The 19,796-nt window shown below is 69.1% G+C and carries 15 protein-coding genes; 10 read left to right on the top strand and 5 right to left on the bottom strand.

The window, feature by feature from the left end; genetic code table 11:
• Window positions 1–115: 115 nt before the first annotated feature.
• From KV396_RS07800 to KV396_RS07820, 5 genes are all read right to left on the bottom strand, one after another.
• On the bottom strand, window positions 116–5,596 hold the full coding sequence (locus KV396_RS07800; RefSeq protein ID WP_247957434.1) for a GH92 family glycosyl hydrolase: 5,481 nt from the start codon (window positions 5,594–5,596) through the stop codon (window positions 116–118).
• 222 nt (window positions 5,597–5,818) lie between these two features.
• Entirely contained in the window at window positions 5,819–6,571 is a 753-nt protein-coding gene (locus tag KV396_RS07805) for an SDR family NAD(P)-dependent oxidoreductase (RefSeq protein WP_247957435.1), read from the bottom strand.
• 264 nt (window positions 6,572–6,835) lie between these two features.
• Window positions 6,836–7,159: a hypothetical protein gene (locus KV396_RS07810; protein WP_247623792.1), complete on the bottom strand. Its 324-nt coding sequence runs from the start codon at window positions 7,157–7,159 to the stop codon at window positions 6,836–6,838.
• A complete protein-coding gene (locus KV396_RS07815; RefSeq protein WP_247623791.1) occupies window positions 7,156–7,743 on the bottom strand; it encodes an Asp23/Gls24 family envelope stress response protein in 588 nt (195 codons plus the stop codon). Before KV396_RS07815 ends, KV396_RS07810 begins: the two co-directional genes overlap by 4 nt.
• The gene (locus KV396_RS07820; protein WP_247957436.1) at window positions 7,740–8,312 is read right to left on the bottom strand and encodes an RNA polymerase sigma factor; all 573 of its coding nucleotides are present in this window, start codon (window positions 8,310–8,312) and stop codon (window positions 7,740–7,742) included. Before KV396_RS07820 ends, KV396_RS07815 begins: the two co-directional genes overlap by 4 nt.
• A 139-nt stretch (window positions 8,313–8,451) precedes the next feature.
• Here KV396_RS07820 and KV396_RS07825 point away from each other — a divergent pair, with 139 nt between their 5' ends.
• From KV396_RS07825 to KV396_RS07870, 10 genes are all read left to right on the top strand, one after another.
• Window positions 8,452–8,982, top strand: coding sequence for an Asp23/Gls24 family envelope stress response protein (locus tag KV396_RS07825; RefSeq protein WP_247957437.1), 531 nt, complete (start codon window positions 8,452–8,454; stop codon window positions 8,980–8,982).
• Complete coding sequence (locus tag KV396_RS07830; protein ID WP_247633199.1) at window positions 8,979–9,167, top strand: DUF2273 domain-containing protein; 189 nt, start codon at window positions 8,979–8,981, stop codon at window positions 9,165–9,167. The genes KV396_RS07825 and KV396_RS07830 overlap by 4 nt, the downstream gene beginning before the upstream one ends.
• The gene (locus KV396_RS07835) at window positions 9,167–9,562 is read left to right on the top strand and encodes a hypothetical protein (RefSeq protein WP_247623787.1); all 396 of its coding nucleotides are present in this window, start codon (window positions 9,167–9,169) and stop codon (window positions 9,560–9,562) included. Before KV396_RS07830 ends, KV396_RS07835 begins: the two co-directional genes overlap by 1 nt.
• Entirely contained in the window at window positions 9,559–10,140 is a 582-nt protein-coding gene (locus tag KV396_RS07840; protein ID WP_247957438.1) for a DUF6286 domain-containing protein, read from the top strand. Before KV396_RS07835 ends, KV396_RS07840 begins: the two co-directional genes overlap by 4 nt.
• Window positions 10,137–10,751, top strand: a complete 615-nt coding sequence (locus KV396_RS07845; protein WP_247957439.1) for a hypothetical protein — start codon at window positions 10,137–10,139, stop codon at window positions 10,749–10,751. Before KV396_RS07840 ends, KV396_RS07845 begins: the two co-directional genes overlap by 4 nt.
• A gap of 116 nt (window positions 10,752–10,867) precedes the next feature.
• Window positions 10,868–11,041: a CsbD family protein gene (locus tag KV396_RS07850; protein ID WP_247957440.1), complete on the top strand. Its 174-nt coding sequence runs from the start codon at window positions 10,868–10,870 to the stop codon at window positions 11,039–11,041.
• 156 nt (window positions 11,042–11,197) lie between these two features.
• Window positions 11,198–12,814, top strand: coding sequence for a DHA2 family efflux MFS transporter permease subunit (locus tag KV396_RS07855; protein WP_247957441.1), 1,617 nt, complete (start codon window positions 11,198–11,200; stop codon window positions 12,812–12,814).
• Between the two features lie 105 nt (window positions 12,815–12,919).
• Window positions 12,920–13,504 (top strand): 2'-5' RNA ligase family protein, encoded by a 585-nt coding sequence (locus tag KV396_RS07860; RefSeq protein ID WP_247957442.1) that lies wholly within the window; start codon window positions 12,920–12,922, stop codon window positions 13,502–13,504.
• A 227-nt stretch (window positions 13,505–13,731) separates the two neighbouring features.
• Entirely contained in the window at window positions 13,732–15,036 is a 1,305-nt protein-coding gene (locus KV396_RS07865) for an ABC transporter substrate-binding protein (RefSeq protein ID WP_247957443.1), read from the top strand.
• A 155-nt stretch (window positions 15,037–15,191) separates the two neighbouring features.
• Window positions 15,192–19,763 carry a galactose-binding domain-containing protein gene (locus KV396_RS07870; protein ID WP_247957444.1) on the top strand — a complete coding sequence of 1,524 codons (4,572 nt, stop codon included), beginning with the start codon at window positions 15,192–15,194 and terminating at the stop codon, window positions 19,761–19,763.
• Window positions 19,764–19,796 lie beyond the last annotated feature (33 nt).

A 19,796-nucleotide genomic window follows, 5' to 3' on the forward strand; every position in this document is an offset into this window, starting at 1 on the left:
TCTCGCTGCGCTCGCTCAGGAACCGGTTCCTGAGCGAGGAGCGCAGAGACGAGACGACGGGCCCGGACACGGAAGAGGGGGCCGCGGGTGAATCCGCGGCCCCCTCTCCGTTCACTCAGACCTGCGCGTTGCGGCGGCGGATCATCAGGCCCGCGCCGGCGAGCAGGGCCAGGATGCCGAGCATCCACAGCAGCGAAGCTTCGCCGCCCGTCGCGGGCAGCGTGCCGTCACCGGCATCCGTCCCGTCTCCGGGGGCGACGACCCCGCCGCCACCCGGCGTGCCGGGGGCACCCGTGCCGGGGTCGGTCGGATCGGCAGGCGGCACCACCGTGACCGCGCTCTGCGCGACCGCCGTCGTGCCGTAGTCGTCGGTCACCGTGTAGACGAGCGCGTACGCGCCCGCCGACGGCCCGACCATGCGCGCCGCGCTGGCCGCCTGCACCAGCTCGACCTCGATCCGGTCGGTCAGATCGACACCGTTCGCGTCCTTCGCCGAGACCCCGGCGAGCTCGTCGAACTCCTCGCCCTCGACGACGGTGCGGGTCGGCGGGACTCCACCGAACGTCGGCTCGACCGCGGTCACGGTCACCATCCGCTCGACGACCGTCTCGTTGCCGGCCAGGTCGGTCACCCGGTAGGTGAGCGTGTAGAGACCGGGCTTGGTGGTGTCGACCGTGCCCTCGACCGTGATCGCCGAGGTCACGTCGCCGTCGATCTCGTCGGTCGCCGAGATTCCGGCGAGCGGCTCGAACGGCTGTCCCTGCGCCACCTCGGACTCGGTGGGAAGGCCCGCGAACTCTGGACCCTTCTCGTCGTTCACCGTGCGGGTGAGCGTCACCTCGTCGATCACCTTGCGATCCATCGTCTGGTAGGTCGTGAGGGTGATCGCCTCGGGCGTCACGTCGACGTCGGTGTACTGCGGCTGGTTCGACTGGTCCTTGATGGCCGCCTCGGGAGACGACGCGTCGAGACCGTAGAACTTGCTGCCGCTCGAGGAGTTGCCGGTCACGTACAGCACCTGCCCCTTCTCGGCCGCGAGCGTCACTCCCGACTTCTCCTGCGCCTCCAGGTCTCCGGCCGGCGTCGTGCCGTCCATGAGGTAGCTGCGCGTGTAGATGTGGTCGTGACCGGCGAGCACCAGGTCGATGCCCAGTTCGCTGAACACCGGTGCGAGGGCCGCACGGCGCTCCTTCACGTCCTGCTCCACGGAGTGGAACGCGGCCGAGTACAGCGAATGGTGCATGACGACGACGATCCAGTTGGCGTCGGCGCCCTGCTCCTCGACGACCTCGCGCAGGAAGGCCGCGTGGTCCTCCTCGTTCGTGCTGCGCGCGTTGGTGTTGATGTTGAGGTAGAGCACGCCGTTGTAGGTGTACCAGTAGTCGCCTCCGGCTCGCCCGTCGATGCCCTCGTACCCGTGGGTCTCGGAGCGGTTCGGGGTGAAGAAGTGCGAGTTGAACTGGTCGGACTGGTTGTCGTGGTTTCCGATCGTCGCCTGGAAGGGCACCTGCTTGAGCAGCTCGGGGGCGATCAGCGAGGCGTACTCGTCTTCGGAACGGTGCGTCTCGATCTGGTCACCACCGCTCACGATCATCGAGGCATCCTTCTCGAACTGGTCGATCTGACCGAGCGAAGCGGCCCAGCGGTCGCGGTCGTTCTGCCAACTGCCCGACGCACCGATCTGCGCGTCCGTCAGGTAGACGAAGCTGTACGTCTCGTCGAACGTGCCGGTCCACAGCTCGTACGAGCGCGACCATCCCATCTCGTCGTTGCCGACCCGGTACAGGTACGAGGTCTCCTCGGCCAGATCGCCGATGACGACCTGGTTCGAGTAGCGCCCGTCGCGGGCCTGCGCAGTGGTGGCGTCGAGCGTGCGCGCCTCGGCGACCGGGAACCCGGCGCCGGTGCGTGCGGATGCCGGGGCCACCTGCACCTGCGCCGCGATCCGACGGTCGGTGTAGAACGTCAGATTGCGCTGCGTCTCGTCGGATCCCACGTGCAGGAGCACGTCGGAGATCGCGGCGGGAGCGCCCTGGGCGGCGATGGTGAGCGAGGTCAGCTGCATGAACACGTCGGAGCTCGTCGCGTTGGTGTTGTGCACCTGCACCGCGATCGTGTTCGTGCCCGCCTGCAGAGCGGATGCCGGAACCGTGAATGCACCCGTCAGCGGCGCCGACCCGTTGTCACCGGCGTAGACCATGTTGCTCGGGCCGTTGCCGATGCGCGCATCCGCGAAGCCGCCGACGAGCTGCCCGTTGACGTACACGCGTGCCGCGTCGTCGTAGGCCAGTTCTCCGTTCAGCTGAGTGATCTGCGCGAGGTCGGCCGCGTCGATGTCGAACGTCGTGCGGAAGAAGAACGCCTCCGTGTTGGTGGTGCCCTCCTTGTACTGGTTCACCAGGGTGCTCGGCGTGTAGCCGCCGCCCAGGTCGCCGATCACGCCGTTCTTCGCGCCGAAGCTGCCGGTGCCGGTCTTCCACGACGCGTCGTCGTAGTCGGCGGCGGTCCAGCCGGTGTGGGTCGCAAGACCCGCGGCGGGGTCGTCGGTCGTGTCGTGGAAGCGCCACACGGTGTCGGCGTTCGTGACCTCGGTGCCGTCGATGTCGATCGGCGCCTGCACGGTCGGCTCGGTCGGCTCCTGCGCATCGGGGCGCGTCGGCAGCGTCGGCTCACCCGGTTCGGTCGCATCGAGCGGGCGCAGTGCGACGTCGAAGACGTGCATGATGCCCTTCGACACGTCGTTCGGCAGGGTGACGCTCTTGACCGTCTTCTTCGTGTCGAGCGGAACGACCGCCGTCGCGAAGAGGGTCGGCTTGGCGGTGTCGGAGCCACCGGCGAGCGTGTTGCGCTTCGTGAGCGGCACCAGGCGGATGTTCCCGGGCTCGGCGCCCGTGTTCGTCCAGTCGGTGAGGCGCACGTCGACCTTCTTCGTCGAGCCGTCGGTGTAGGTCACCAGGGCGGTGCCGCGCGAGGGGCCGTTGGTCGCGAGACCGAGGAAGGAGATCCCGGATGCCGCGACGTCGCCGAAGTCGAGGACCTGGCCGTTCGGGATCCAGTGGTCGACCTCGCCGGCCACCGTGTCGGGCCACGTGAACTCGACACCGGTGTCGCCGAGGGGGAGCTTCGCCCCGCCGGCGACGCCCGCCGCCGCGAGGTCCTCCCGCGAGAGGCCGATGCCACCGGCATCCAGCCCTCCCATGTTGACCGCGCCGTCGGAGGTGATGCCGACCGAGTTGCGGTTGTCGCTGCCGTCGCGGAACGACGGGGGCACGTCGCCCTCGCCGGTGCCCCACATCGAAGCCGTCGCGCCCATCGTGAAGTCGAGCGTTCCGCCCGAGCGCGCGAAGTCGGCGGGCAGCCACGATGCGGTCTGCGCCTGGCCGTTCACCGACAGGCCCGTCGTGTAGCGACGGTCGTCGCCGGCGCCGGGGGCGTCGATCGAGATGGTGCGGTCGGAGCCGATCGAGGTGATCTCGATGTGCTCGAACATCGGTGCCGAGACCAGCAGGTCGGCGGTGCCCCAGATCGCGGGCATCAGACCGATGTTGGCCCACACGTACCAGGCGCTGAACGAGCCGAGGTCGTCGTTGCCGGCCAGGCCGTCAGGAGCCGTGGTGAACAGCTCGTCGGCCGCGCGGTACAGCGTCTCGGTCGTCTTGTGCGGAGCCTGCAGCCAGTTGTAGACCCACGGGAGGCCGAAGCTGGGCTGGTTGGCGATGTACGCGGCGTCGCTGAAGGCGCCGGCGTCGAGATCACGCAGGATGCGGTCGAGCTGCTCGGTGGCCTTGTCCTTGCCGCCGCGCAGGTCGATGAGGTCGGCCATGTTGTGCGACACGTTGAAGCCGTACTGGTACCCGGTCGACTGCTCGAACTGCGCGCCCTGCGTGGTGAGCGAGGTGTTCAGGAAGCCGTTGCGGTTGCGGGCGTCGATGTGCCCGGTGGCCGTGTTGAAGATGTTCTTCCAGTTCTGCGAGCGAGTCGAGAACTGCTCGTACGCGGCCTCGTTGCCGAGGCGCTTCGCCATCTGCGCGATCGCGAAGTCGTTCGTCGTGTACTCGATGGTGCGCGAGGTCGCGGCGCCCTGCTTGTCTCCGTCGATCCATCCGTGGATGCCGTACATCACGGCATCCGATCGTCCGGTGTTCGTCATCGGCAGCGTCTGCGTCGCGAGCATGCTCTCGAGAGCCTTCGCGCGGTCGTAGTCGGTCGAGCCGAAGTCATCCGTCGCCGCGACGATGTTCTGCAGCGAGTCGCCGCTCATCTTCGTCTGGATCTGGTTGTAGGTCGGCCAGCTCGTCCACTTGCCCGACTGCGAGACCATGTCGACGATGGACTGGTTGATGTCGCTCGCGCGCTCCGGGTAGAGCAGGGCCACCAGCTGCGACTGGCCACGGTAGGTGTCCCAGCCCGAGAAGTTCACGTAGAAGTCGCGGCCCTCCTCGACGCTGTGGATCGTTCCGTCGTATCCGGTGTAGCGACCGTCGACGTCCTGGAACGTGTTCGGGTGCAGCAGCGAGTGGTACAGCGAGGTGTAGAAGGTGATGCGGTCCCGGTCGGTGCCGCCGGTCGCGTCGATCGATCCGAGTCCCTCTTCCCAGGTCGCGCGCGACTGAGCGCGGGTCTGGTCGAAGTCGAGGGCGTCGGTCTCTGCCTGCGCGTTCGCGCGGGCGCCGTCGACCGAGACGTAGCTCAGGCCGATCTTGGCCGTGACATCCGCGCCGTCCGCGAAGGTCAGGTAGGCGCCGGCGCCGTGCTTGGTGGCGGCGGATGCTTCGGTGCCGCCGGCCTGCACGCCTGCCGGTGTCCACGTGCCGAACGACTCGACCGGCTGGTCGAAGGTCGCCGAGAAGTAGGCGGTGTACTGCGAGCCGCCGTTGCAGACGATGTTGGCCTTGACCGAGCCGGTGAGCTCACCGGTCGCGGGGTCGAAGGCGATGTCGGAGGCGTGCACCTGGTTGTTCGATCCGCCCGCCTCGAAGAGCAGCGTCGAGGTCGCGGCCGTCTCGTCGAACGAGTAGCGGCTGACCGCGGTGCGGGTGGTGCTGGTGAGCTCGGCCTGCACGTTCTCGAGGCCGACCGAGTAGTAACCGGGCTCGGCGGTCTCGTCGTCGTGCGAGAAGTCGAGGAAGTACTCGCCGATCGCGCTCGCCGGGTTGGTCGGCAGAGCGCCGTCGGTCAGGGCTCCCGTGAAGGGGATGACGGGGAAGTCGAAGCCACCGAAGTTCGACCGGCATCCCGTGCCCGAGAGGCGGGTCATGCCGAAGCCGCGGATCTGGTCGGCGTCGTACTCGTAGCCGCCGAACTGCTGGCCGTTGCCGGTCTCGAACGTGGTGGGGCTGGACTGCACCATGCCGAACGGCACGGTCGCGCCGGGGAAGGTGTTGCCGTAGTGGTCGTTGCCGCGAGTGTTGTTGGCGTCGTTCATCTGGGCGCCGATGAACGGGTCGACGGCCTCGAACGGGGTGAGCGTCGAGACCTCTTCGGCGTAGGCGGCGGGCGTCACGAGGACGGACGACGCTACGAGGGCGGTGATGACTCCGGCGGCGAGGGCCGCGCGGCGTCTTCTCATGTGTCGGCCGGGGGATGCCGAACGCATGGGGGGCATGCGATTACCTCCATGTGGTGGGTGGATGCGCTGCCCGCATTCTGACAACGCTGTCAGGAACACTATGGAGGTTTGTGGACGGGATGTCCAACAACAGGTGAACGAAAGATGTCGGCCCTTCGTCTCGTCGCTGCGCTCCTCGCTCAGGAACCGGGTGTCTTCCGGTTCCTGAGCGAGCGAAGCGAGACGAAGGGCCCGCCCCGCGGCATCCGCTTACTGGGCGGTGTAACCGCCGTCGACGAGGTGGTAGCTGCCGGTGACGAAGCTCGCCGCGTCGCTGGCGAGGAAGGCGATGAGGTTCGCGACCTCGTCGGCCTGGCCGAGGCGGCCGATCGGGTGCTTGCTCACGAGGTACGCCTTCGCCTCTTCGCCCATGGTCGCCAGCAGCGGGGTGTCGATGAAGCCGGGGCCGACCGAGTTCACGCGCACGCCCTGCGCCGAGTACTCGAGGGCGGCCGACTTCGTCATGCCGACGACCGCGTGCTTCGCGGCGACGTAGGCGGGGGAGTTGGCGAAGCCGACGCTGCCGAGGATCGACGCGACGTTGACGACCGAACCGCCGCCGTTGGCGAGGATCGCGGGCAGCTGCGCCTTCATGTTGCGGAAGACGGCGTTGAGGTTGATCGAGATGACCTTGTCCCACGCCTCGTCGGTGTATTCGGCGGTGGGGGCGGATGCTCCGCCGATACCCGCGTTGTTCACGCCGATGCGCAGCGGGGCGAGGGAGTTCGCGAGCTCGACCGAGGAGGCGATCCAGGCCGGGTCGGTCGCATCGCCGACGGATGCCTCGGCGACGCCGCCCGCGGCACGGATCTCTTCGACGACCGCGTTCGCGTGCTCGGCGTTCAGGTCGTTGACGACGACCGCGGTGCCGTTCTTCGCGAGGAGGAGGGCGGTGGCCTTGCCGATTCCGCTGCCTGCTCCCGTGACGATCGCCGAGCGGTCCGAAACGTCGTACTGAGCCATGGGTGGGCTTCTTCCCGGGCGGGCACTGCTTCCGGGAGATCTTCTCGGACGGTCCGTCCTTCTCTCCAGCCTACGCCCGTTCCGAGTGGGTGGATTCGCGTGAATGGAGTTTTCGGGTGGTGTTCGGCATCCGTTCGGGAGGAGTTCTCACGGATGGGAGGAGGAATCTCCCGCATCCGTCCTCCCCACGCGGAGATCTCCTCCCGAACGGGTGCGGGGCGGGCGCTTCGTCTCGCTCCGTTCGCTCAGGAACCGAGGAAGCGGTCAGCGGATGCGGGCGATCTGCAGCTGGATGCGCGCGGTGTCGGGGGTGTGTGCGAGGAGCGTGTCGGCGACGCGGCGCGCGGTGGCGACGCTGCTGTCGTCGGTCGAGGTGGCGATGCGCGTCGAGACGACCGAGGTGCCATCGGGTTCGGTCGAGACGAGGATGTCGGCCACCGGGCCGTCGGAATCCTTCGCGGATGCCGCCGCGACGACCTCCGGCAGGCGGGCGAGCAGCGGCCGCGCCGTGAAGATGTTCGTGACGCCGGGAACGGTGCGCACGTGGCGGGCGAGGTCGACGGGTTCGTCGGGCGTGGTGGTGCTCATGACACATCCTTGATGTCGGTGTGGATGTCTTCGACGGAGATGTTGACGGCGACGACGTTCAGGTCGGTGTGCTTCGCGAGGGCGGCGTAGGCGACCTCGCGGAGCTCGTCGGTCAGGTGCTGGATCGACGTGCCGAAGCGGACGGATGCCGTCAGGTTGATCTCGACGGGAGCACCGAGCGTCTCGGCGTCGCCGACGATCTCGGTGCGGCTGATGAAGACGCCGTCGATCGCGTCTCCGCTGTCACGCAGGAGCGCGCGCACGGCTCCCTCGGTGACCGTGATCTGCACACGCGGATCGGGGTGGCTGATGGGCAGGCTGCGGCCGGCGCGCAGCTCCTCCTGGATGGAGGTGAAGATGCGCTCGAACCAGGACTCGGGAGGTGCGGGCAGCTCGGCGGCATCCGCATCGATGAGGTCGCGCGACAGGCGACCCACGCGTTCGAGCGCCTCGAGCGCGTTGAGGCAGTCCGGGCAGCTCTCGATGTGCGGGTCGCGCGGCGTGCGGTCGCGGTCGAGGTAGTCCGAGAGCTGATCGATGGTCGTGCCGCAGTCGAGCGCGTCATCGTGATCGTGCGCGGTCATCGCCAGCCTCCCATCTGGATCGTGATGCTCGAACGGGCACGAGAGAGGAGTCCTCTGACCGTGCTGGGTGAGGTTTCCATTTCCTCTGCAATCTCGGTGTAGCTGAGCTCTGCGACCTGGCGCAGCAGCCAGCACCGTCGTTGATCTTCGGGCAGCGAATCGAGGGCCTTCGACAGGGCCGCGAGCTGGGCGTTGCGGATCGCGATCTGCTCGGGTTGGGTGCTCTCGGTATGAGGGGCATCGTAGCCGGTGAGCGTGGCATCCGTGGGGCGTCTGCGGATGAAGGCGAAGGCCTCGCGGCTGGCGATGCGCATGAGCCAGGACTTCACGGCATCCGGATCCCGCAGCGAGTCGAGCTGGCGCCACGCCGTGACGAGGGCGTTCTGCACGACGTCGTCGGCCTCGCTCAGGGAGCCGACGATGCGCGACACGTACGCCCGCATCGAACCCGCGTACCGCCGCACGATCTCGCGGAAGGCGGAGGAGTCGCCGTCGACGGAGCGATGCACCAGGACGCGATCCGAGACGACCGTCAGATCGCCGCTGCGCGGATCCGTCGAGCGGGCCATCGGACCTCCACCAGAACTTTCTGAAACTTTTTTGTGACGGATCGCGTGATCCGCGCCTCTTACTTGTGAGCGACGTTATCGCTCCCGATCCGGATCCCCCAGGGGTTGTGGTCGGCCGTCGAAAGAGATAGGACACGTCATGGCAACGCAGGACCAGAAGAACACGTCGACCAGCCCCGCCGAGAAGGAGCTGCCCGACACCACCGGCACCCCGGCGCCGGCCGCCGTCGCTCCCCGCGTGGACCGTTCCGCCGGGTTCTCGACCTCTCGCATCCCCGCGGATGTCGACGCCGCCGGTACGACCACGATCGCCGAGGGCGTGGTGGCCAAGGTCGCCGGTATCGCCGCTCGTGAGGTTCCCGGTGTGTACGCACTGGGTGGCGGCGGAGCACGCGCGTTCGGCGCGATCCGCGACGTGATCAACGCCACCGACCTCGCACAGGGCGTGAAGGTCGAGGTCGGGGAGACCCAGGCCGCGGCCGACCTGACCATCGTCGTCGAGTACCCCGCACCCATCCAGACCGTCGCGAACAACGTCCGCGCCGCGGTCGCCGGGGCGATCACCCGTCTCGTCGGCCTCGAGGTCGTCGAGGTCAACGTCGAGGTCAACGACGTGCACGTGCCCGGTGACGACAACACCCACGAGAACGAGGAGTCGCGCGTCTCATGAGCCCCACCACCACCGGCGCCCTGATCGGCGCACTTCTCGCCCTCGCCGCCCTGCTCTTCGGCTTCTGGGGATTCCTCCTCATGGCCGTCTTCGCAGGGATCGGAGCGATCGTCGGACGCATCGCCTCCGGCAAGCTCGACGTCCGCGGTCTCGCCGACGTCATCACGGGGCGGCGAACCTCCTGATGCGCGTCGACCAGAACGTCATCGCCGGTGGCCGCCCCGCGGGGCAGGCCACCGGCGGGGAGTCCGTCCCGGGCCGCGTCGAGGTGAAGGAACGCGTCTATCGCACGGTCGCGGAACAGGCATCCGCATCGGTGATCGGCGTCTCCCGCAGTGACGTGAAGGCCGACGTCGTCGCGCGAGGTGCGGGGTTCGCCCTGCGCATCTCGTCACCGCTTCCCGTGCCCGATCTCGACGACACCGCCGCGATCGCCCAGACCACCCCGGTGCTCGACCGGGCCCGCGAGCTGCAGGAGCACCTGCAGCGGGAGCTGACCGGCCTCTTCGGCCACGAGGTCACCCGCGTCGCCCTCACCATCACCGGCGCCATCATCCCCGAAAGGAGACGAGTGCGATGAGCACCCCCGCACTTCGCCGCGTCATCCGACGCGAGACCCACTCGCCGCGCACCGTCGCGATGTTCGTCGCGGTCGTCCTCCTCATCCTCGCCCTCGCCTACGTCGCCCTCGAGATCGTGCTGAGCCTCGCCGCTCAGCCCGCGCTCCTCGTCGGCCCGGCGGCAGCCGCGGGCTGGCTGGTCGGCCTACCGACGCAGCCCGCCGGTCTCGTCATCGCCGGCAGCGTCGTGCTCGCGCTCATCGGCCTGGTGTTTGTCATCCTGGCGGTCACCCCGGGGCGACTGTCGAAGCACACCCTCGATGCGGGCGACCGCGCGGTCGTCGTCGACAACGGCGTGATCGCGAGTGCCCTCGCCCAGCATCTCTCCGAGGAGACCGGGATCGCGCGCGACGCCATCACCGTCGGCGTCGGCCACCGCAGCATCGACGTGACCGTGCGCCCCGGTGCCGGAGTGCCCCTCGAGCAGAGCGAGGTTCTCGCCCTCGCCGAGTCCGAGCTGCAGACGTATCGGCTGACCCGCAGCATCCGCACCCGCGTTCGCATCGAGCGCGCGACCGAGAAGGACGCAGACCTGTGAACGCCACTAACCGTGCGCTGAACCGCACCCTGCTGCTCCTCATCGGCCTGATCTTCCTGGCCCTCGGTGCCGTCGGCATCACCCTCCTGAGCTGGCCGACCGCGGCCGACGTCTGGACGGATGCCGGCAAGAACGCCGAGACCTGGCTCGATCAGGCGGGCGCCGCGACCGCGATCGCCGGCGGGGCCGCCTCGTGGATCGGTGTCGGAGCCGTCGTCGCGATCGTCGTCGTGATCGCGCTGCTGATCCTCGCCCTCACGAGCGTCTCGGGCCGTCGGTCGAAGACGGCGCTGCGTTCCTCCGGCGCGCAGAACCCGCTCGGACGCGTCACCGTCACGGAGTCGTTCGTGTCGGATGCCGTCAAGAAGTCGCTCGCGGGCCGCGACGAGATCCTCTCGGCGAGCGTGACCGCCAACGACGTGCGCCACGAGCCGGTGCTCCACGTGGCCGTCACCCCGCGGCAGAACACGGATCCGCGCGAGCTGGTCGATCACCTCGATCGGCTGCTGACAAACCTCGCCACGCTCACCGGCCGCGAGACCACCGCCTACGTGTCGATCCACACCAGCCTGCGCGCCCGTCTCGCCCACGATCAGAGGCGGTTGTCGTGACGGCATCCGCCCGCTGACCGGGCTGCACAGACTCGCCGTCGGTCGCGCATGGGCCGACGGGAGGACGGCGGGGGCAGGACCCCGCCGCCAGAAACACCATCACGAAGGGAAACATCATGGGACTCGACGACAAGATCAAGAACGCCGCAGAGGACATCGCCGGCAAGGCGAAGGAGGCTGCGGGCAAGGTGACCGGCAACGAGAAGCTCGAGGCCGAGGGCAAGGCCGATCAGGCCAAGGCCGAGGTGAAGAAGGCCGGCGAGAACGTCAAGGACGCGTTCAAGGGCTGACATGATTCCCAGCCGCGCGCTGGGTGAGACCTGCTGGGGACAGTGGGAGGGGGCGGGGCCATTCGACGGCCCCGCCCCTGTTTTCGTGCCTGCGGTTCCGACGGCGAGCGCACCGAAGACTGTTGCAGATCGAGAATGCTAGCTAAGCTAGAGATCATGGAAAAGCACGAGAGGCTGCGGTGGGTCGGCCTGGTCTTCATCAGCATCGCGGTGTCGTTGATCATCGTCGACTCGACGATCGTGAACGTCGCGATCCCGGCCATCGTCGACGACCTCGGCATCACCTCCACCGAGGTGCAGTGGGTGCAGGAGTCCTACACCCTCGTCTTCGCCGCCCTGCTGCTGGTGTTCGGCAGTCTCGCCGACCGGTTCGGGCGACGGCGGATGCTGCTGATCGGCGTCGTCGTCTTCGCGGGGTCGTCGGTGCTGGCGTCGCTCGCCTCGGACGGCGGTGCGCTGATCCTCGCCCGCCTCGCCCAGGGCGTCGGTGGGGCGATGATCCTGCCGACCACGCTGTCGATCATCAACGCCACCTTCCGCGGCCGTGAACGCGGAATCGCCTTCGCGGTGTGGGGGTCGACCATCGGAGGCATGGCCGCCGTCGGGCCGCTGCTCGGCGGATGGCTGACGACCGCGTTCTCGTGGCGGTGGGCCTTCGGCATCAACATCCCGCTCGGCGTGCTGATCATCATCGGCGTCGCACTCACCGTCGCCGAGACGCGCAGCGACCGTACCGAGCGCATCGACGGGGTGGGGGCCCTGCTCTCGGTCGTCACGATGGGCAGCCTCGTCTTCGGTCTGATCGAGGGGCGCACCTACGGTTGGTGGGGCGTCGAGCAGCGGCCCGAGATCGGCGACTGGACCTGGCCCTTCGACATCTCGCCCATCCCGTTCGCGTTCGCGCTGGCGCTGGTCGGGCTCGTCGCCTTCATCGCCTGGGGCGTTCATCGTGAGCGCGCCGGTCGCTCGACCCTCCTCGCCCTGCGGCTCTTCTCGATCACGTCGTTCCGCAACGGCAACATCGCCGCCGCGGTCGTCTCGCTCGGCGAGTTCGGGATCATCCTCGCCCTGCCGCTGTGGCTGCAGTTCGTGCTCGGCTTCGACGCGCTGCAGACGGGTCTTCTACTGCTCTCGCTCGCCGGCGGTTCGTTCCTCGCGAGCGGCATCGCGGGGGCGACGAGCGGTCGGATCGCGCCGGTATGGATCGTTCGCATCGGACTCCTCGCCGAGATCGTCGGTGTCGCCGGCGTCGGCCTCGCGATCGGTCCGGATGCCTCGTGGGTTCCGCTCATCCCTCTGCTGTTCGTCTACGGGGTCGGTGTCGGGCTCGCGACCGCCCAGCTCACCGGCGTCGTGCTGGCCGATGTGCCGGTGGCCGACAGCGGCGCCGCCTCCGGCACGCAGTCGACCTCGCGACAGCTCGGGGCGGCGCTCGGAGTGGCGATCCTCGGAACCGTGCTCTTCACCAGCACGGCCGGCATCCTCGCCGCTTCCCTCGACGACCAGGGCGTGCCGGCCGCGCAGCGCGATCAGGTGGTCTCGTCGGTGGTCGACAGTGCGGGCGCGGCGATCAGCGGACTGGCGGCGAACCCCGAGACGGCGGACGCCGCGGATGCCGCGCGCGAGGCCTTCTCGGACGGCACGCGCTACGCGGCGTGGACCGCCGCGGGCTTCCTCGCCCTCGGCCTCCTCGCGACGGTGTCGCTCGGGGGTGCGGCGGCGCGCCCGTCGGAGCGCGAGGAGAGCGGACGCGAGGCCGAGGACCCCCGATAGGTTCCCGGCCCTCGGTGCGGCGTCCCCTCGGTGCGACGTCCCCCGGTGCGACGGCGCGCCGCACCGGGAGCGACGTCGAGTCTCGATGCTGATTAGCGTCGTCGTATGCATCGACCGTTCATGAAGACGCCCGAGCAGCTCGAGTCCCTGGAAGGGCAGCAGTATCTCGTGCTGCGTCCGACGGGGGAGTTGGCGGATCGCTACAGCGCGGAACAGACCGACGCTCTGGCGCTGAGTCGACTCCCGCATCCGCACACCGGCCACGTGACGCTGCGGGGCTTCTACGAACCGGAGCGTCGTGCAGAGCTGAGCGCACTCGTACACGCGTGGGCGATCGAGCAGGACCCGATCGAGATCACCGGCGAAGCCATCGACGCCTTTCCGGAACCCTGGCAGATCCTCATCCTCCGCCTGGCACGCACCGACTCCCTCCTCTCCGCCTATGCGACTCTGACCGACAGGCTCGATGCGACGGATTTCCGGCGGCTCGGCGAACTGCCGCTCGACGAGTGGACGTTCCACATGTCCGTCGTCTACGGCGCGACGCTGTCGGGCCCGGAGTGGAAGGCGCTCGAGTCTGCGCGAGTCTCGGAGTTCGCACGCCCCGTGCGCGAGACGGCCACCCAGGTCGAGCTGGTCTCGTACTCGAACGGCGTGGAACACACCGAGGTGATCCCGCTGGGGCGCTGAGGACGGGTCCCGGGGGCGGGAGCCTACCCTTCGGTTTAGTTCTGTTTAGTGCCTGGCCGACATCGGCAATGTCCTTTTCGCGCGATTATTAGCTCCTTCTGTGTGCGCAGAGCACACTCTTGACGCATGGTTACAAAACCGGTTTACTTAGGTCGAGCGATCCTCCGCGATCGCCCCACCACAGCAGGTAGCCGACCCGAGGCGACCGAACGAAGGAGTTTCTCGCAATGAAGCGTTATGCAGGTGTTCTCGCCCTCGCCGCCCTCGCGCTGCCCCTCGCGGCATGCGGCTCGTCCGGCGGCGACGCGGCCCCCGACGGCGGGGAGCTGACCTCCGGCCCGATCTCGATCTGGTACTCGACGAACGAGCAGGAGATCGAGTGGGCCGAAGCCGTGGTCGAGGCGTGGAACGCCGACCACCCCGACGAGCAGGTCGCCGCCGCGGCCATCCCGTCGGGCAAGTCGTCGGAAGACGCGATCGGTGCCGCCATCACCGCCGGCAACACCCCGTGCCTCGTCTACAACACGGCGCCGGCCGCGGTTCCCGCTTTCCAGAAGCAGGGCGGTCTGGTCAACATCTCGAAGACGTTCGACGACGGCGAGTCCTTCATCACCGAGCGATCCGGCGACGCGGCCGACGGCTTCCGCTCACCCGACGGCGACCTGTACCAGGTGCCGTGGAAGGCCAACCCCTTCATGCTCTACTACAACAAGGACGTCTTCGCCGCGGCCGGACTCGACCCCGAGAATCCCGAGCTCGCGACCTACGACGACGTGCTCGCCGCCGCTGCGGCCGTGAAGGAGAGCGGCGCCGCCGACTACTCGCTGTACCCGCCGGCATCCGGCGACTACACGAACTCGCTCTTCGACTTCTACCCGTTCTTCCTCGCGAACTCGGGAGGCACCCAGCTCGTGAGCGACGGCGCCGCCGCCTTCACGAGCGAGGAGGGCCTCGAGACGCTCGAGTTCTGGAAGACCATGTACGCCGAGGGGTACTCCTCGGCCGAGGCCTACAGCGGTGACGCCTGGGCCGGTCCCTTCGCCGACGGAGTGTCGGCCATGGGCATCGCCGGGCCCTGGGGCGCCGGAGCGTTCGACGGCAAGGTCGAGTACGGCGTCGTGCCGCTGCCGACCGCCGCGGGCACGGCCGCCGCAGACACCTACACCTTCGGCGACTCGAAGAACGTCGGCCTCTACACGTCCTGCGAGAACAAGCAGACCGCGTGGGACTTCGTGAAGTTCTCGATGGATGCCGAGAACGACCTGGCCCTCCTCGAGACCACGGGGCAGTTCCCGACCCGCACCGATGTCGATGCGATCGCCGCCGACTACCTCGCGACGAACCCCGTGCTGGCGACCTTCGCCGCCTCGGTGCCCCTCACGGTCGACGTGCCGAACGTCGCGGACGCCACCGAGATGTGGCAGACGTTCCGCGACGCCTGGGGTCAGGCCGTGCAGGCGGGAGAGGGTGACCTCGAAGAGACCTTCTCGACCGCCGCGGACAAGATCGATGCCCTGATCGCCCAGGGCTGATCGATCTCGACCGGCTCCCCGGCCGGTCACCACCCCGGGGTGCGCGTGTCATGGCGCGCACCCCGGGACTCTTCGCTCCGCCGTCGTGCCGGAGCCCCGCCGCCGCACCCGCAACGGTGCCCGGCAACGCAGAAACCCGGCAAAGGAGCCCCGCTATGAAGCGCATCGCCGCGTTCATCGCCTTCACCCTCGCTCTCGTCCTCGGATCGTCCGCGCTCGCGGCTCCGGCATCCGCCGCCCCGGAGGACGACGTCGCGACCGTCATCGATCGCCTCGAGGAGTACTACCTCGGGCAGGGCGACGAGATCATCATCGCCAACGGCATCTACCTCGCCCGCACGTCGGAGGCGCTCGACTACGTCGCGTCGCAGAACGCCGACGGCTCGTGGTCCGACGTGAACTACGCCGATCGCACCAGCTCGGCGAACGGCAGCGTGTGGTCGGCGTACACCGCGCTCTACCGGATGCTCGCGATGACGCAGGCGTACAAGGACCCGAACGCCGAGGGCTTCGGCGACCCCCGCCTCGTCGACGCGGTCGGTCGGGCGCTGCTGCACTGGGATCGCGTGAACCCGGGCAACACCAACTGGTGGGAGACCGAGATCGGCGAGTCGATCGCGATGGGGCGCATCTCGATGTTCCTCGGCTCGGCGCTGAGCCCCGAAGCGTTCGACGTCGCGCTGAAGCACAACACCGGCAAGCTCGACCCGGTCGGCGCGAACGGCGCATGGCGCACCTCGAACTACATCTTCGAGGCGCTGTCGACCCGCGACATCGCGAAGGTCAAGGAGGGGTTCGCGACCATCGTCGCCACGATCGCGGTCGATCACTCCGGCACCGTGCAGGAGGCCGTGCAACCCGACGGCAGCTTCTGGGCGCACGGCGCGCAGCTCTACAGCGAGGGCTACGGCATGGTGCTCTTCACCTACGCCGCACTGTGGTCGGATGTCGCCCGCGGCACCGGTCTCGCCTTCACGCGCGACCAGCTCGACTCGATCGCGTTCTACTTCATCAGCGGTACGCGCTGGCTGATCCGCGGCGAGATCGGCATGCTCTACCTCAACTACCGTCCGCCGAAGACGGTGAACGACATCACCAGCCATGCCTCCGAGTTCATCGAACCGCTGCAGCGGATGGCGCGCACCGACGCCCTGTACGCCACCGCGTACCAGGCGGTGCTCGATGGCGTGCTCGGCAAGACCGAGACGAACGGCGTCACCGGCAACAAGTACTTCTGGCGCTCCGAGTTCTCCTCGCACCTGCGCGACGGATACGGCATCTTCACGCGCCTCAACTCGTCGCGCACCTTCGGCGCCGAGCTGCGCACCTCGTACCGCGATGAACTCGGCAACCCCGTCTACTGGAACGCGATGGGCTCGACGGCGATCCAGGTGAACAACCGCGAGTACCTCGATCTCGGACCCGCCTTCGACTGGTGGCACTACCCCGGGGTGACCGCTCCGAACGTCAAGCGCACCGAGCGCGGCTTCGAGAACCGCGGCCGCAACGGCGACGGCGGAAGCTTCACCGGCGGCACCTCGAACGGCGAGTTCGGAGCGAGCGTGCTCACCCTCGACACCGCGGGGACCACGGCGCAGAAGAGCTACTTCTCGTTCGACGAGGGCATGGTGGCGCTCGGCGCCGGCATCGCGTCGACCAGCGACGCGGCCGTGCACACGACCATCAACCAGGCAGCCGCGAAGCCGAACGCGAGCGTGGGCGGACGGCCCGTGGCCGGCGGCACCGATCAGCAGGGCGTCGGGTCGGCCACGTGGGCGTACAACGACGAGGTCGGGTACGTGTTCGCCGCGGGCCAGGACGTGAAGGTCTCGAACAAGACGCAGTCCGGCAGCTGGGAGGGCGAGGAGGCGATCAGTCGAGATGCGTTCTCGCTGTACGTCGACCACGGGGCGAAGCCCGCGGCCGGCACCTACGACTACACGGTCCTGCCCGCCGCCACTCCCGCGGAGGTCGAGGCCTACGCGGCGAAGCCCACGATCCGCACCCTGCGCAACGACACCGCGGTGCAGGCGGTGCGCAGCAGCGACGCGGGAATCACGATGGCCACCTTCTTCGCACCGGGATCCCTCGACCTCGGCGACGGCCGCACCCTGACGGTCGACCAGCCGTCGATCGTGCTGCTCGACGAGCGGAGCGATACCCCGGTCGTGAGCCTCTCGAACCCCGACCGTGCCGGCCTGTCGGTCGGTGTCACCCTGGCCGGGGGCGGGGCCGAGAAGCACGCGGTGTTCCGACTCGGTTCGGGCGAGAACCTCGGTAAGACGGTGACCGCGCCGCTCGTCGACGGGACCCTCCCGGCGTCTTCGCCGTTCGCCGCCAGCAGCACCGCCGACGGCTCGTCCGTCGACGCCCTGGGCGATCGGGACACCGCGTCGGTGTGGCGCTCGGCAGCCGGGGGGACGCAGTGGGCCGCGGCCGCGCTGCCCCGTGGATCGTGGGTGACGAAGGTCACGATCGACTGGGCGGATGCTCACGCCACCGACTACGTGGTGCAGACCTCGCCGAACGGCGTCGACTGGACCGACCGCGCGAACATCTCCGGCGGCGACGGCGGCCTCGACGAGGTGCCGATCACCCCCACCGCTGCCGAGAACGTCCGTGTGCTCCTCCTCGGCGGAGAGGGTGCGGGCTACGGCATCCGTGAGCTGACCGTGGCGTCGAGCGTGAATCTCGCTATCGACAGTGCCACGCGGGCGTCCGGCTACGCCGGATACAACCTCGTGTTCTCCCTCGCGGACGGCGACCCCGACACGCGCTGGCGGGGCAACAACGCCGACAGTGCCTGGGCGCAGATCGACCTCGGATCCTCGAAGCCGGTCTCCACGGTGCGTTTGTCGTGGGAGGCGGCGTTCGCCAAGACCTACAAGATCCAGCTCTCCGACGATGGAAGGTCGTGGCGCGACGCGTACACGACTCCGTCCGGCGGCAGCGACGGGGGGATCGACGTCATCACGCTCGACGGGCAGACCGCGCGCTACGTGCGCATGCAGACGCTCACCCGTGCCCTCAACTACGGACCCTCGCTCTGGGAGTTCGAGGTGTTCTCGGACCGCCTGGTCGTCGAGGCCCCGGCCGTGCCCGCCGCCAACGCGAACCTCGCCCTGGGCCGACCGACCACCGTCGACAGCGTGCACCAGAACAACGCCACCATCACCGGGCCCAGGGCCACCGACGGCTCGAAGTCGACCAAGTGGTCGTCGGCGCGCGCGGTCGCCGAGCACTGGCTCCAGGTCGATCTCGGGAGTGTGCGCTCGGTCTCGCGCGCCGTGGTGGCGTGGGAGGCCGGTACGTCGAACGACTACCGGATCGAGGGTTCGGTCGACGGTGCGACGTGGAGGCCGTTGGCCCGTGTGCAGACGGCGCAGCCCACGCTCACCCACACGCACGACTTCGCGCCCGCCGAGGTGCGGTACGCGCGCCTCGCGGGTCTCCCCTCGACGCAGTACGGACTCAACATCTGGGAGTTCGAGCTCTACGGCGGATACACCTTCGAGTGCACGGGTCCGGTGACGGCGCCACGCGACTCGACGGCGGTCGTCGCCGCCACCGTGTCGCCCGTGGCCCCCGACGACGTCTTCACCGCGATCTCGATGGACGAGTCCATCGTCACCGTCGCGGGAGAGGCGCGGGTGTCGCCCGACGGGCGGGTCGAGGTCGACCTCCAGGCCCGCGAACCCGGACGCACGACGGTCGGCATCCGTCATCAGGGCGGTACCGAGATCGCGTGGTGCGGGGTGACGGTCGACGCCGACACCTCGCGGTTGCAGGCGCAGATCGATGCGGCGAACGCCCTCGACAGCACCGCCTACACCCCCGAGAGCTGGGCGCCGCTGCTCCCGGCGCTCGAGGCGGCGAAGCAGGTGCGCGGCACGCCCGGCGCTCCCCAGGAGGATGCGGATGCCGCGGCCGCTGCTCTCGAGGCGGCGCTCGCCGGCCTCGTGCGGCTCGACGCCGTGTCGAGCGCTCCGCGCGATGTCGTGGCGACGGCCTCACGGGATGTCGTGACCGTGCAGTGGTCGGCTCCCGAGCGTCTCGGCGGATCGCCCGTCACCGCCTACGAGGTCACGGTGGGCGATCACGTGGTGCAGGTGGAGGACGGTGCGCTGACGGCATCCGTCGCCGACCTCGCCCCCGGCGACTACGGCGTCACCGTGCGCGCGCAGAACGTCGGCGGATGGTCGGAGCCCTCGGCGCCGGTGACCGTCACGGTCGATCCCGATGTCGTGGCGCCCGTGGTGACGGTCGAGGGATCACCGAAGGTCGGCGGCCGCATCGACATGACGGGCAGCGGCTTCGAGCCGGGCGTCGAGTACGTCATCCAGCTGCGATCGACCCCCGCCGACCTCGGTGTCGTCATCGCGGACGACGACGGGGCGATCGCCTTCCGCGGTGTCGTCCCCGAGGACACCGATCCCGGCGAGCACACGATCGTCGTGATGCAGGCGGATGCCGACATCGCCTCGACTCCGGTGCTGATCCTCGCCGCCGACGAGCCGGGCGTCCCCGGTGGACCGGGCACCCCCGGCACTCCCGGCGGTGGTACCCCCGGCGGTGGTACCCCCGGAGGAGGAGCCGAAGGCCCCGGTGGCCTGCCGGCGACGGGCGGCGACCTGACGTGGTTGCCCTGGACGCTCGCCATCGCGTTGCTGTTGCTCGGATCGGGCGCGGTCGCTGTGCGGTTGCGGAGAGGCGCCACGACCGATTGAGTGCGAGTGCGAAGGGGGCCGTCCCACCCGGGG

Source organism: Microbacterium galbinum (genome assembly GCF_023101185.1).
In the GTDB taxonomy this organism is placed as follows: domain Bacteria; phylum Actinomycetota; class Actinomycetes; order Actinomycetales; family Microbacteriaceae; genus Microbacterium; species Microbacterium galbinum.